Below are 14599 nucleotides of genomic sequence, written 5' to 3' on the forward strand. Positions count from 1 at the left end.
GTGTATTTCGTGACTATACTTAAACTTCTTGCTTAGGCTGTCCCGAAGTGTACTTTTGGGACAGCTTCTTTATTTATTGTGCTTGCTTCCATCTTCAGCTAATTGCCCTTACTCCTTCCCCATTAATTTCTGCAGCTTGTTTTCCGTCAAAGAATCCGGCGCAGGCGTATAGATGCTGCAGCGCAAATCAGAGCTGCCTTGCACCTGCAGGGATGTCAAATGAAACAGCATCTTCCCTGCCTTTGCATGACGAAACTCAATCAATACTTCCGGCGCCGATTTCACCTCGCTTTCCTGCCAGAGCTGTTCGAATCCGGGGTGAACCTGCTTCATCTCCTCAAGAAACCGGTCGTACCAATCATCCTCCATATACTGTCCGTAATAAGCGCGAAAGATGGCAAGAAATCCTCTGACGAAATGCTCCCAGTTTACGGCCAGCCTTTGCAGCTCCTTCCTTGTAAACAATAAAGAGATCAAATTGCGCTGTTCAAATGGAATCTGCTCAAAGTCTAAAAATACGTGAGCCGCTGCCTCATTCCAACCGACAATGAAATAACGCCTGTCTGTGATGATGGTAGGACAAAACCGCAGCTCATCCATGATTTTTTTCAGAGGCTGACTGATTTCGGTCCGTTCTTCCTGGAAAGGCACTGCACCAGAGCCTGACTCCATAGCCAGGGCAAATACATATTTTCGTTCATCCGAAGTCAACTGCAGCGCATTTGCGATGCAATCCAGAACCGAAGCAGACATTCTGATGTCTCTTCCCTGTTCAAGCCAGGTATACCAGGTAGTACTGACTCCCGCCAGCTGGGCCACTTCTTCCCTTCGCAGGCCAGGCGTCCTTCTGCGGCCGCCTGGAGCGAGACCAACCGATTCAGGAAGAATCTTCGCTCTTCTAGACTTTAGAAAAGCGGATAATTCCTGGAGTCTGGCTGCACGTTCCATGTGATCTGCTCCCTTTCATTATCGATATCATGGTATTCATTATACTAGGATAAACCATAACTTGTAATAGGATAACTTATCGATCACAATGATTTTAACTTACTCAAAGGAGGACAACGTTATGGAAAGAGTCGTGATTACGGGCATGGGCGTGATTACGCCGCTTGGAAATACGGTAGATAGCTTCTGGAATCGCTTAATTAAAGGGGAGTCCGGAATTTCATCGATTGACACCTTTGATACCTCCAGACATAAATCCCAGATCGCGGGATTAGTTCGGGACTTTGATGCTGACGAGATGTTTGGGCGTAAAGAAGCGCGGCGCATGGACCGGTTCTGTCAATTCGCTGTTGCCGCAGCTGAACAAGCTTGGGAAGATTCGGGCCTGTCTCTGGAGCAAATCGACCGGGAACGGATGAGCGTGTATGTCGGGTCGGGTGTTGGAGGGATTCAGACCCTGTTCGATCAAGCGGGATTGATTCGCGATCGCGGTCCGGAACGGGTAAGCCCGACCTTAGTGCCAATGATGATATCGAATATGGCCGCGGCCATGATCAGCATTAAATATGGCGCCATGGGCGCCAGCGTCTCCCCTGTGACAGCATGCTCCATCGGGAATACAGCGATTGGAGAGGCCTTCCGGTTAATTCGCTTAGGAGGCACGGATATTGTATTTGCCGGAGGTGCAGAAGCTGCCGTTACCGAGATAGCCCTGGCGAGCTTCGGCAATGCCACCGCTTTGAGTACGCGCAACGAAGAACCGGCTCGGGCCAGCCGTCCGTTCGATGCCGGGAGAGACGGGTTCGTCATCGCAGAAGGCGCGGGAATCCTGATCCTGGAGTCCCTCTCACATGCCTTGAGTCGTAATGCCCGAATCTATGCCGAAGTCATCGGCTACGGGGCGAGCTCGGATGCTTACCATGTCGTCGCTACCCACCCTGAGGGCCATGGCGCATATTTGGCCTTGAAGCTGGCGTTGAAGGAGGCTGGCATCGCTCCCGAGGATGTGAACGTAATCAGTGCTCATGCCACCAGTACAGAGCTCGGAGACCGCTCGGAGACCTTGGCGATTAAAAAGCTGTTTGGAGATCATGCATACCGGATCCCGATCACGGCGAACAAGTCCATGACCGGTCATATGCTGGGCGCAGCCAGTGCGGTTGAAGCCGTCGCCTTAGCAAAAAGCCTTCAACAAAACATCATCCCTCCGACGATGAATCTGGAGCTGAAGGATCCCGAATGTGATTTAGACTATGTGCCTAACGAAGCCCGCGAAGCAAAATTAAATATCGGATTGTCCAATTCTTTCGGTTTTGGCGGACACAACGCAGTCATCGCCTTAAAATCCTTCGAATGATATGAGCTTGAATAAGCCTAGGATTAGCCAATCCGGCTAGTCTTAGGCCTAAAGCAAGCCCCAAATTTGCCGTCCATTCATAAATCCTTTCCTTTTCCCGAGATTAGCCCCTGCTCTAAGGCATACCGGGTTAGCTGAACTCTGTTTTGGACCTGCAGCTTCTGCAAGATATTTTTTAAATGATTCTTTACGGTATGCTCTGAAATAACCAATTTCTCGGCAATTTCCTTGTTGGTCATTCCATCTGCGACATTAGTCAATATTTCCTTCTCTCTCAACGTCAAGGTTTCGGCTTCGGCTGCTTCTTTTCTATTCGGAAGGGACACATCCTTCAAAATCTCAAAAGCAAGCTCACGGCTTAACGGAGCTTCTTCATTGACGATAGCATTCAAGTATTTGAGCCAAGTGGATGGGGCAAGATTTTTTAGGAGATAGCCTTGAGCTCCGCGCTTTAAGGCTTCTAGGAGATGAAACATATCGTCCGAGACGGTAATCATGACAATTTTCACGTACGGAAACAGCAGCTTGATGCGCTGCGTAGCTTCCAGGCCATCCATATCGGGCATTTGAATGTCCATCAAAATCAGGTCCGGCATCCATTGCTCGGTGAATTCAATCGCTTCCTGGCCGCTCGTAACGACGCCGATAATCTCGAATTGTCCGTCTCCTGAGATAATCTCGCATATCGCTTCTCTAGCATGCGCATTATCATCAACGACCAATACCCGGGTCTTCATGCTTCCTCTCCTCTCTTTCTAATTTCAAGCGTTGTAAGCTCATTTTGATTGAATATACGAAGCTCCCATTTCATTTCTTCCGCTCGAGTCTTCATGATATTCAATCCAAAGCTGTCTTTATCATCAATTTGGTCTGGTTGAAATCCTTTCCCATTATCCCTTATGCTGACTTTCCATGCCTTTTCGTTCCCTGCTGCCGCAATCCATCCCTTCGTAGCTCGTGCATGCTTCTGAATATTTACGACCGCTTCACGAATGCACGCTAATATCTCAACCTTCTCTCTTGGACTCATGGCATCGTCCGGAAGAGTCCAGGTAATCTCCATCGGAGTCAGAACTTCATTGGTAATTTGCTTCACTTTGTCTTCCAACGTTTCCAGGATGGCTACTTCATTTTGCGTATTTGTAGCGTATCTAAGGCTGGCAATCGCTTGTCTTACGTATCCATTTACTTCGTGAACCGTCTTACGAACCGCATATACGGCTTCATCATGGCTCTTCTGGTCTGGGGTAAACTTCAGACGATCCACTTTAACGGATAATAAAAAGAGCGACTGCGCAATGCCGTCATGAAGCTCTTTCGCCAATTGCTCACGGGCCTCCAACGCTGCTTTCTGAGCCCGTTCAACCTGAAGCTCTTGTTGGATCTTCTCCAGTTGAGAGAATAACTGATTCAGCAAGGTGACGCTGACAAGGTAAACCAGTACCGGGGTAAGCCAATTCCCCAAATCCATGGAAATGTAAGGCATAAGAAATTGATGGCGAACATATTCCCACAATCCGACAATTAATGTCGGGACGAACAATATCATCCACTTAATCTGTTTATAGGTCACGCATCCATCCCCCATTTTTTCAACCTATGTATATATCAAACTATACTGTAATCTGAACAAAAAGAGGATTAAATAAATTTAATCCCCTCTGGCATCTTCAATAGCTTTATCTAATTGCTGCTTATTCTGTATCTCACCAATAATTGACTGAGAGATCACTCCATCTTTGTTAAGAATATAGGTAACAGGCAGCCCTGTTACGGAGTAAGCTCCCGCTATTTTCCCGGTAGCATCGATAAGGACGGGAAATTCGAACTGGTGAGCGGCTAAGAACTCCATAATGGTTCCTTTGGATTCACCGGCATTGACGAACAGGGTTGCAACATCATCAGGATGATCCTGAAACACTCCGTTAATAAGCGGCATCTCATTCACGCAAGGACCGCACCAGGACGCCCAGAAATTAATCACCACAACTTTTCCCCGATAATCAGCAAGCCCGACCTTCTCCCCATTCGTATTTACACCCTCGAAGTCCGGAGCTTGGCTCCCTATGCTTGGTCGTTGCATCGCAGGCTGGCCTTCATTATTGCCGGCTATGGATATAATAACCCCAATCGAGGCGGTTACCGCTATCAATGTGATGAACCAGGTGACTGCCGATCGTAAATGAAGTTTCATTGCTCGGCTTCCTTCTCTTGACTTGCATGCAATTCCATCAGCTGCTGGTATGCCCGGTGCAGCGGATAGTCACCAAACAATTGACGATATTCCGTTACAGCCCCTTCACCGCAATTTCTTCCCTCATTCAAAAAGACAACCTCATCCGCCAGTTCTTCAGCGATATCCAATTGATGTGTTGAGAAGATCACGCTCTGCCCTCCGCGTCTCAAGTCCTTGACAAGCTGGACAAATTCCTTCATCCAATAAGGATCCAGCCCATTGGTGGGCTCATCCATAATGAGCAACCGGGGCTCTGCCAACATGGATTGTGCAAAGAGAACACGCTGACGCATGCCTTTTGAAAAAGTACTTACTAATTTATTCTTCTTATCTTCAAGTCCGACAAGAGCTAATACCTCGTTTACTCTTTGTTCAGATACTTTGCGAAGCCCCGCCCAAAACAGCAGCATTTCCCGAGCCGTCATTCCGTGAGGGAATTGATAATCATCGGGCATGTATCCGATTTGTCCGGCAAACTTTTTTCTGTCGTGTTTCCATTGCATTCCGTTAACAATGATTTCACCAGAGGTGGGTTGCAGAACTCCTGCAATCATGCGCAGCACAGTACTCTTCCCGGCCCCATTTCCTCCGCATAATCCAACAATGCTTCCTCTTTCCATGTAAAGGGAAATATCCTCTACAATCCGTTGACCTTTTATCGTCTTGTACAAATTCCTCGCCGCAACAAAAGGCTCAGACATGCGCTCTCCTCCTTTCCCAAATCCAGCAGACACAGGTTAAGGAAAACAGAAGCCAGAGAAAGAAGAGTAGAAGAAACAAGAGACTTCCGGATGATCCTTGAATCCAGTTCACCCATTGATAGTATTCCGGACCAAGCACAGAGCCGCCCCCCAGCTTGATCACGACGAATAATCTTACAAACTCCGCGGGATTTAAAAGGGTGAAAAGCGTCAACAGCGGTTTAATCCACAGGTATGGAAAGAGCCCCAGTCCAGCGATTAAAAGGGTAGGCCAGGCTATGATGGTGAAGAACCAGACCATGACGGAGATCGTCAGGGCTTGCCAACGATTTTTCGCCAGAGAACCTATCCAGAGAGCGAGTGTCAGGAAGAGAAGAACTAATCCGCAGGAGAAGAACAAAAATAATAGATAGGTGTGGATCTCAAAGTTCTGTCCAACCATTCCGGATGCCACTCCCATTACACCGTAACCAAAAAATAGAATCGTTAACAAGACGACAGACAAGCCGATGTACTTTCCTAATATAAAGGAGGTCGTTCCCAAAGGATACGTAGAGAGCAAATTCCAGCTTCCCTCCTCTTTTTCCGCGGTTAACGAGAAAGATCCCAGGAACAGCGACATTAATGGCAGCAAGTATAAAATTAAACTTAACATCGAACCGGTGACACTGGAGTACCCGCTGACCTCATACTGGGCATTAATTAATAGCAAGCTCAGGCTAAATACCGTGAATAGGATTAAAAAGGAGTACGCCCACGGGTTCCTGAAACCGATTCTGATCTCTTTTTTGGCTACAAGCAGCATATCAGACAGCATAATCAATGTCCCGACTGATCTTCGCTGTGTTCATCATGGGTGTGTGCCCCCTCATGAGTATGCGACTCATCATGGGCTTCACCATCTTCATGCATATGCATATCCATCATGTCCATGCTTTGCTCCCAGGTATGATTGGCAAGCTCCTCGGAACTTAGCAATTGCCCGACACCCTGCTCCTCAATGAACTGTTCAGCGGATGGCTTGTCTTTGAAGCTCACAAGCCCATAAGCCATAGGGGTGCGGATTGAAGCGTCATAAACATAAGTAGCCTTTTTATATTCAATCCACTCTTTATCATTGTAATCGCGGACATACTCCATTCCGATATCCTCGGTGCCATTCTGGGTCTTCCATTCATTCATGCAGCCAAGATCATCAAATTTGAGGCTCTTGCCCTCCTTCGTCACAATCTGCGTAGCGTAGGCATCATCCTTGACCTGCATGTTGCAGATTACACATACATCAACATCCTCATTAATGGCTTGCGGCTGATACGCTTGCTTCCCACAGCCCGTGACTGCAATAAGTACGAACATCAAACTAATAGCGATAATCCCTTTTTTCATTCCTTTGACCCCCTGGAATAGATAATAGTTAAGCCTGAAATAAGCAGCAGCATGGATGCCACAATGGTTAAAAACATGCTTTCAGGCAGTGAATTGTTGTCTGTGCTCGCGTCCACGCTCATACGGGGCATATTCAGCTTCATGCCTGGCGAATGATCTATTGTCCAGCCTTGACGCTCCTGTTCTGCCATCGTGCTTAAAAAATGGATTCCTGGCGATTGAAAGAAAAGCTGAAAGGCCGGTATCCTCGTAATTAAATTTCGGTAAAACGGATTGATCGCATAGCTAAGCTCACTGACTCCGTCATCGTCCAAATCAAGCAAATCTGCCATATCCCAGAAGTTATGATGGAGTTGATTGGATTCGCTCTTGGTTGCTTCTGCCTCAATGACGTTTGCGACGAAATCGTTATAATGAATAAGATTGTCTTCGGCAGACACAAATTGAATGCCGACGAAGTTTCTGGAGATCGAGTTGTAGCTCAATTCATTTCGACTGGAGCGCTCAAGATAAATACCGACACGGTTGCCTTCCAGCACATTTTTTTCGACGAGAGAATCCCGAACATCATAGAGCAAAATCCCTTGGGAGTTTACATTGCTTCTTTGCTTGGCGAAAGAATTTGAAGATACAGTAACCTCTCGAACGCCCATAATCATCGCACCGGTAATATTGTACTCGCCGACATTTCCAACAATTTTCGTTCCATCGACATACATGCAATGAATACCGTAACGCGATTCAAATATTTGGTTATCCGCAATCATCAAATCCTTGCTGTTATCAAGATAAATACCGTCTTTCATGTTCACGATGACATTCTGTTCGATCAGGTTGCCGCTTGATTTGTACAGATCGATCCCATTCCCTTTTTCCCCCAGCGAGGACGGCCCTTGGCTTCTGTCCCAGGCAATATAGTTGCCTTCCAAGGCACCATCATGGGCGTCCCGCAGCTGAATGCCATATCCGCGTGTGCGAATCTCCAATTCCTTAAGAATGACTTCGTCGGCTTGTACAGATACTGCGGTTGAATCATCCCCGCCTTGCTTCTGTATAATCCGGATCCCCTGAACCACTACGCCATCGGCTTGTATAGATATCGCAGGAGCCGGATGATCGTTAACCAATACGACTTGTTCCGAGGCTTGAATCACGATCTGCTTATCAATGCGGACCGGTCCCAAATAGCTTCCATCCGGCAGAACGATTCTTTCTCCCGGGCTCGCCTTGTCAACGATATCTTGAAGAGAAATAAGCGAGGCATTCTCCTCAGCCGCTCTTGAATCTGAATAGCAGGGCAATAAGAACACTGTGAGGCTAATCAAGAAAAGCGAGAATCTTCCCAGTCTGTTTTTTCCGCGATATATATCAGAAATATTTATCCTCCTTTCCAGTTGCAGAAAATACAAATACGCATGGTTTCCACAAGTATCTTAAATGAAACCCAATTGGTCCGAAATAGCCCCTACGAGTGATATTTCTCATAGAGTACAGAAAGATTGTGAAACTTTTGTGACTTAACAAAATAATAAAGAGGCCTGCAAGCCGATTTACGGCTCACAAGCCTCTCTAAGAATAAGAGAAACTGTTATTTATTTAGTCTGCTGTAACAATCCCGATGGTATTTGTCTTTTGATCAAATGTAATGGTGATTCCCAAAGCATCGGCAAGGTCACGAAGCTTGAAGTAGTTGTTGCCGCCAATGGTATAGGCAGTGAAGGCTACTTCCTCATCATCAAGGTATACCTTGGACGTGGACAATGCGGCCTTCTTAGACGTTGCCTTCGCGGACACAACAAGCTCCCCGCCTTGAGGAGTGTAAGCCTCAAAGGATGTCAGGCTAATCGCATTATGCTCGCCATCCCAGCCTACTTCAAAGCTCTTATCCGTTCCGTTCACGGCCATGGCAATATCGCGAAGCTTAAAGTAAGTGTTGTTGTTAATGCTATAAGCTTCAAAGACAACCTGCTTGCCGTCTACCAAAACCTTGGATACGGAAACCGTGGCTGTGGCTGAAGTTACTGGTTTGACCGTTGCTTCCGGCTTTGTTTCAGCAGGTGCAGCCGGAGAATCCTTAGGCTCAGCGGCTTGCTCTGAGGATGCTGGAGCCGTTGAGGAAGAGCCGTCGGATACCTTGTATATGATGTTCGACACTTGATCTCCTTCGCCAATGCTCAGTACATAGTACAGGTCGACGGAAAAGCCGCCATATCTTTTCGAGAGCTGAACCGTAGCCGTCTTATTCGCTGCGATTTCACTTGTCATTTCCTCCGAACCGTCAATGGTCCAGATCAACGCACCGCCGGAGCTTCCATCTACGAGATAGTAGTTCACTGTGGCACGCATCTTTTCCTTCGGTGTAAATTTAATCTCGGCGCCGTCCTTTACAAGCACAATCTTGTAATTCTCTTCGGCGAGTAGATCGCGGAACTCCTGATTATCATCGTAATCCTCCAGCTCGATCTTCTCCGATTGCGAGCCTAGCTCGCCGGATAACACATAAGTGTACTTGTCCGCCGGAACCTCCGCAGCCAGGGCGGGAATTGCACCGAGCATGACCATGATGACTGAGAGCATAAGAGCGAATGAAACCCGAAATCTTTTCTTCATAAAGCGCCTCCCATAATATGTATTGTGTTGCTATATCCCCTCCATCGTAGAACTGTACTCCCTGCTCCGTCTGTGATATTTGTTTTAGCTTTGTCGGAGTCGGTCAAATTTTGTTTATGATCGGGTCATTTTGTCGAGAATCACATTTAGTTTACTTCAAATACTTTCCTGTTATTGATTGCTTCGCATCTACAATCAGGGATGGTGTTCCTTCAAAGACGACTTGTCCTCCCTTACTGCCTCCGTCCGGCCCCATATCGATGATCCAGTCCGCCTGGCTGATCACATCAAGGTTATGCTCGATGACAATCACTGTATTGCCTGCATCCACAAGTCGATTCATGATCTCAAGAAGATGAGCAATATCCGACATGTGCAGGCCGGTTGTAGGCTCGTCCATGACATAGATGCTGCCCTTCTTGTGCAGCTCGCTGGCCAGCTTGATGCGTTGGCATTCCCCGCCCGAGAGTGAACTGAGCGGCTGACCCAGCTTAATATAGCTCAGCCCTACATCGTGCAGCGCCTTGAGCTTGCGTACAACTTCTTTCAATTGGAAGAACTCCAGAGCTTGCTCAACCGTCATCTCTAATACTTCAGCAATTGACTTGCCGTCTAACTTGTATTCGAGTACCTCTTCCTTGAAGCGTCTGCCTCCACATACTTCACAAGGGAGTTTTACGCTGTCGAGGAATGCAAGATCAGTATATACAACGCCCAAGCCTTGGCAGTTCTCACAGGCTCCCTTGGAATTAAAGCTGAACAAACCTTGGTTCACCTTGTTCGCCGATGCGAAAGCCTTGCGCACATCATCCATGATGCCCGTATAGGTTGCGGGGTTGGAGCGTGTTGATACTCCGATTGCTGACTGGTCAATGACGATCGCATCCGCATGCTGGCTGAGGAATATTTCGTTGATCAGTGTGCTTTTACCCGACCCGGCTGCACCTGTAACTACAGTCAATATGCCTGTTGGAATATCTACACTTACATCTCTAAGATTATGCATTTCAGCATTCTTGATAGATAGCTTGCCGGACGGCTGCCTGCAATCCTGCTTCAGGTGCAACGGCCGCTTCATATGCGTTCCCGTCAGTGTATCCGTCTCTAACAAACCTTCGTAGCTGCCTTCATATACGATCGTGCCGCCGCGGCTGCCTGCATGCGGGCCCACATCGACAATATGATCCGCGACCTTGATCACATCGGGATCATGCTCGACGACAATAACGGTGTTGCCTTTATCCCGCAGCTTCTGAAGCAACTCATTTAACCGGTGGACATCACGCGGATGCAGACCGACACTCGGTTCATCGAAAATATAAGTGACATCCACCAAGCTTCCGCTCAAATGCTTCACCATCTTGACGCGCTGCGACTCGCCGCCGGATAAGGTATCCGTCTCCCGATTCAGCGTCAAATACTCCAGACCAATATCCACTAGGTGCTGAAGCCGTTCTGTTAATGATTTGACGATCGGAGCAGCGACCGGATCATCAATCTCGCGGATCACCCGAATCAGCTGACCCACTTCCATGGACGACATTTCGGCAATGTTAAGCCCGTTAATTCTGCAGCTTAAAGCAGCCTGGCTAAGTCTTGCGCCGCGGCAAGCGGAGCAAGGCCCTTCTGAAATAAATGGGGCTACGGACCGCTGCGTCCGTTCAGACTTCGTTTTTATATCCTGCTTGATGTACTTATTGGTGAATTTCTCTATAACGCCCTCGACGGTTATATTCATGGCCTTTCCGGCAAAATCCATCTCCACCTTCCGAGCCTTGGCATAGAGCAATTCCTCAAGCTCCCGCTCAGAATAATCCCTTAGCTTCTTCTCGAGGTCGAACTCGCCGGATTGGACGATCATGTTCCATTCCCAACCGTCTACCTTATAATCCGGCAGCAGGATGGCTCCTTGACTGAGCGATTTGGACAAATCCAGAGCCTTGCTGAGGTCAACACCCAGCTTGCGCCCAAGTCCGTTGCATTCGGGACACATCCCTTGTGGACCATTGAACGAGAACATATAAGCTTGCCCGATCTGAGGCTGTCCCACACGAGAGAATAATAACCGCAAAATGGGAGAGATATCGGTAATCGTTCCCATCGTGGAATGGGATCCTCCCCCCAGACGCTTCTGGTCCACAATAACCGACATGCTCAGATTCTCGATGGCATCCGTATCCGGCTGGGGTACGCGGGGCAGAAAGTTCCGCACGAACATGCTGAAGTTTTCATTCAGCAACCGAGTGGATTCTGCAGCTATCGTATCGAACACGATGGATGATTTGCCGGAACCGGATACTCCGGTGAAAATGGTGATTTTCCGCTTAGGAATTTTTAAGGATACATTTCTTAAATTGTTTTCCCTTGCGCCCGAGATAACAATGTACTCCAGACTGGATTCTCTCGTCACTGACTTCCCTCCGATTTTAGAATAATGAATGAATCTAACCATTCATCAAGCTCTTGAACATAATTTTAATATTACCAAATTAAAATACACAAATATATAGAAATGACACTTCGAAACCCAGTCTTTCAGAACGCTTGTTCCTCATGACCTCACCTGTTCAACCTTCTATAGCCCCGCACCGCCAGCGGCAGGAAAATCACCAGGAGCAATAGGGGCCAGCCTACGGCGAGCAGCATAGCATGCTCTGACATCCAACTCTCGCCGCGCAGGCCTGGATTGCCGAATAGCTCCCTTGTCGCCATCGATGTCGCCGACAGCGGGTTAAACTCCGCGATGGCTCCAAGCCAGGCGGGCATCGTCGTCGTATCGACAAAGACATTCGATAGGAAGCCCACCGGCCATACGAGCAGTTGCACCATGGACACGTTTTGCGGATTCTTTGCGTGAAGACCTATGAAGATACCAACCCACAGCAGCGAGAATCTCAACAGCAGCAGGAGGCCAAACGCCGCAAGCGCATGGTCTGCACCTTCATGCCATCCCCAGCCGAGCAGTAGACCTGTTACGATCAACACAAGCAGCCCAATGATCGAATTAAGCATATCGACCATACATCGCCCTAACAGAACAGCCGAAGCATGAATCGGCATGGACCGGAAACGGTCCGTGACGCCCTTCGAGGCATCCGTCGTTACTGCCATGACAGTGCTCTCTACGCCGAAGAACATGGTCATCGCGAACATGCCCGGCATGAGAAATTCAAAGTACGACCCTCCCCCCGGAACTGCCATCGCTCCCCCGAACAGATAGCCGAACATGAGCAGCATCATGACAGGGAACAGCCAGCCGATCATAATTCCCCAAGGATTACCTCCCCAATGCAGCAATTCCCGCTTCGACAATACCCATACATCGGTGTAGGCATAACGAATACGTGTGGCAGCTGAGGGCTGAATAGTGTTCACTTTACGGTGCATTGCAATCATCAGGACTCCTCCTTATTCGTTAATCCGTTCTGTCCTGTAAAATGAATGAATACTTCGTCCAAGGTGGGTCTTCGCAGAACCATATCCTCCGGCTCGAACCCCGAGTCTGCGAACGCGCTTGCTGCCTTGAGGAGCGAGCCCGTGCGGTCGCTTACCGGCACGCTGATTCGGTTCGCGGCTTTGTCTACAACAACTGAAGCTCCTCCGATCCCGTGCAGAATACGTTCCGCCTCCACGACATCCTCTTGTCTCAGTACCGTTACCTCCAAGCGGTCGCCGCCAAACGATGACTTCAGATGCTCAGGCGTGCCTTCTCTGATCACTCTTCCGTCCTTCAGAATAGAGATCAGATCCGCAAGCTGATCCGCCTCTTCCAAATATTGCGTAGTGAGCAGCACAGTCGTCCCCGCTTCCTTCAGCGAGCGAATCGCTCCCCACACTTCTTGCCTGGCAAGAGGGTCCAGACCGGTCGTCGGCTCGTCGACGAACAGCACATCCGGCGACACGATCAGACTGGCAGCAAGGTCAAGCCGTCTGCGCATCCCTCCCGAATATTTGCCCACGGCCCTGCTCGCCGCTTCTGCCAGATCGAATTGTGTCAACAATTCCTCGGCACGTCTGCTCGCATGCTTCTTCGCCAATCGATTCAGCCGTCCGAACATCTCTAGGTTCTGGTAGCCCGTCAACTGCTCGTCGACAGCAGCGTATTGTCCTGCCAGCCCGATCCTTGAACGGACGAGATGCCCCTCCTTGCTCACGTCGTATCCTGCGACAGTAGCGCTGCCTTCATCCATGCGGAGCAGTGTCGTCAATATTTTGACCGCGGTCGTCTTCCCGGCCCCATTCGGCCCGAGCAGGCCGAAGATACATCCTGTCGGCACGTTCAGCGTGAGACCATTCAGCCCCGGTCCCTCCTTCGTTCTTCCGTATTGCTTCTTCACATTGCGTGCTTGAATAGCATACGCTCCGGCTCCCATTGCATGCATTCCCCTTTCGAAGAGCCAGTAATACATCTGGCCTTGTTAATTCCGCACGAGAATGAAACGCGTTTTTGCGCTTAATACCTCTACCGCAAATCATATTCGTACAGTGTACGGTACAGTGTATCATTTGTTGCTTTTAACTGTCAATGCTCCCGTGTATAATGGTATTATCACATCACGGGAATGGAGTTATGTCGTCAATGACTACTTATCAATCAGCGAATGATTATGCCCGCAGCTTGAGTCTCCTGTGGGGCTCGCAGACTGTACCGGGCCGAAGCGGCCTAACCGTACAGAAGATCGTATCTGCCGGCATGGAGATAGCCGATGAGAACGGCATCGAGCAGTTGTCGATGCGCAAGGTGGCGGAGCGTCTTGGAGTTGGCGCCATGTCGTTATATACCTACGTGCCCAGCAAGTCCGAGCTGCTAGACCTGATGCTAGACAAATCTCAGGCGGATCTGTATGAAGGCGATACTGATATTCGGGAAGCATGCGGAGGGGATTGGCGCGAGGCGATGCGCTCCATTGCCAAGACCAATTGGGAATTGTACCGGAAGCATCCCTGGATTGTCGACCTCTCCGGCAGAAGACCCGTGCTGGGCCCCCATGTTGTGCTCAAATACGAGCTGGAATTATGCGCGCTGGATGGCATCGGTCTATCCGATATCGAGATGGACTCCACTCTCTCGCTTCTGCTCATGCATGTGGAGAGCTGTGCGCGGCTGCAGTTCAGCATGAACCGAACCGAAGCCACCTCCGGGCAGGACGATAACGAATGGTGGCTCACCTTGTCTCCCGTGCTCGATAATATAACCGACTGGAGCCGCTTTCCCGTCTCTTCTCGCGTGGGCAATGCCGCAGGCGAGATGCATCAAAGCGCCTATAGTCCGGAGCATGCCTATCTATTCGGTCTGGAGCGTATTATCGCCGGTACAGCCGCGCTGATCAAGGAATCCTCAAAGTAAGCGTTTGGCTATGC

14 protein-coding genes are annotated in these 14599 nt (G+C 49.0%); 2 read left to right on the forward strand and 12 right to left on the reverse strand.

Annotated elements, in window-relative coordinates:
• Positions 1 to 108: 108 nt before the first annotated feature.
• Positions 109 to 948 carry a helix-turn-helix transcriptional regulator gene (locus KQJ23_RS16015; protein ID WP_216479913.1) on the reverse strand — a complete coding sequence of 280 codons (840 nt, stop codon included), beginning with the start codon at positions 946 to 948 and terminating at the stop codon, positions 109 to 111.
• Positions 949 to 1069: 121 nt separating this feature from the next.
• Here KQJ23_RS16015 and fabF point away from each other — a divergent pair, with 121 nt between their 5' ends.
• On the forward strand, positions 1070 to 2305 hold the full coding sequence (gene fabF, locus KQJ23_RS16020) for a beta-ketoacyl-ACP synthase II (protein WP_216479915.1): 1236 nt from the start codon (positions 1070 to 1072) through the stop codon (positions 2303 to 2305).
• 77 nt (positions 2306 to 2382) lie between these two features.
• On the opposite strand, the gene KQJ23_RS16025 is transcribed toward fabF, so the two are convergent.
• The 11 genes from KQJ23_RS16025 to KQJ23_RS16075 all read right to left on the reverse strand — a co-directional run bounded on the left by KQJ23_RS16025 (position 2383) and on the right by KQJ23_RS16075 (position 13611).
• Complete coding sequence (locus KQJ23_RS16025; protein WP_216479916.1) at positions 2383 to 3042, reverse strand: response regulator; 660 nt, start codon at positions 3040 to 3042, stop codon at positions 2383 to 2385.
• A complete protein-coding gene (locus KQJ23_RS16030) occupies positions 3039 to 3878 on the reverse strand; it encodes a sensor histidine kinase (protein ID WP_216479917.1) in 840 nt (279 codons plus the stop codon). Before KQJ23_RS16030 ends, KQJ23_RS16025 begins: the two co-directional genes overlap by 4 nt.
• Before the next feature lie 78 nt (positions 3879 to 3956).
• Complete coding sequence (locus tag KQJ23_RS16035; RefSeq protein WP_216479918.1) at positions 3957 to 4499, reverse strand: TlpA family protein disulfide reductase; 543 nt, start codon at positions 4497 to 4499, stop codon at positions 3957 to 3959.
• Positions 4496 to 5242 (reverse strand): ABC transporter ATP-binding protein, encoded by a 747-nt coding sequence (locus tag KQJ23_RS16040; RefSeq protein WP_216479919.1) that lies wholly within the window; start codon positions 5240 to 5242, stop codon positions 4496 to 4498. Before KQJ23_RS16040 ends, KQJ23_RS16035 begins: the two co-directional genes overlap by 4 nt.
• Positions 5235 to 6056: an ABC transporter permease gene (locus KQJ23_RS16045; RefSeq protein WP_216480063.1), complete on the reverse strand. Its 822-nt coding sequence runs from the start codon at positions 6054 to 6056 to the stop codon at positions 5235 to 5237. The genes KQJ23_RS16040 and KQJ23_RS16045 overlap by 8 nt, the downstream gene beginning before the upstream one ends.
• Positions 6057 to 6061: 5 nt before the next feature.
• Positions 6062 to 6628, reverse strand: coding sequence for a nitrous oxide reductase accessory protein NosL (locus KQJ23_RS16050; RefSeq protein WP_216479920.1), 567 nt, complete (start codon positions 6626 to 6628; stop codon positions 6062 to 6064).
• Positions 6625 to 7953: a right-handed parallel beta-helix repeat-containing protein gene (locus tag KQJ23_RS16055; protein WP_216479922.1), complete on the reverse strand. Its 1329-nt coding sequence runs from the start codon at positions 7951 to 7953 to the stop codon at positions 6625 to 6627. Before KQJ23_RS16055 ends, KQJ23_RS16050 begins: the two co-directional genes overlap by 4 nt.
• A 271-nt stretch (positions 7954 to 8224) precedes the next feature.
• Positions 8225 to 9238: a stalk domain-containing protein gene (locus KQJ23_RS16060; RefSeq protein ID WP_216479923.1), complete on the reverse strand. Its 1014-nt coding sequence runs from the start codon at positions 9236 to 9238 to the stop codon at positions 8225 to 8227.
• A gap of 151 nt (positions 9239 to 9389) precedes the next feature.
• Positions 9390 to 11648: an ATP-binding cassette domain-containing protein gene (locus KQJ23_RS16065; RefSeq protein WP_346779415.1), complete on the reverse strand. Its 2259-nt coding sequence runs from the start codon at positions 11646 to 11648 to the stop codon at positions 9390 to 9392.
• A gap of 149 nt (positions 11649 to 11797) precedes the next feature.
• Positions 11798 to 12634 carry an ABC transporter permease gene (locus KQJ23_RS16070; protein ID WP_216479926.1) on the reverse strand — a complete coding sequence of 279 codons (837 nt, stop codon included), beginning with the start codon at positions 12632 to 12634 and terminating at the stop codon, positions 11798 to 11800.
• Positions 12634 to 13611 (reverse strand): ATP-binding cassette domain-containing protein, encoded by a 978-nt coding sequence (locus KQJ23_RS16075; protein ID WP_216479927.1) that lies wholly within the window; start codon positions 13609 to 13611, stop codon positions 12634 to 12636. Before KQJ23_RS16075 ends, KQJ23_RS16070 begins: the two co-directional genes overlap by 1 nt.
• 206 nt (positions 13612 to 13817) lie before the next feature.
• Between KQJ23_RS16075 and KQJ23_RS16080 the strand changes: the two genes are divergently transcribed.
• Positions 13818 to 14585, forward strand: coding sequence for a TetR/AcrR family transcriptional regulator (locus KQJ23_RS16080; RefSeq protein ID WP_216479929.1), 768 nt, complete (start codon positions 13818 to 13820; stop codon positions 14583 to 14585).
• The last annotated feature ends 14 nt before the right edge of the window (positions 14586 to 14599 follow it).

It is taken from the genome of Paenibacillus brevis (genome assembly GCF_018919145.1).
Classification (GTDB): Bacteria; Bacillota; Bacilli; order Paenibacillales; family Paenibacillaceae; genus Fontibacillus; species Fontibacillus brevis.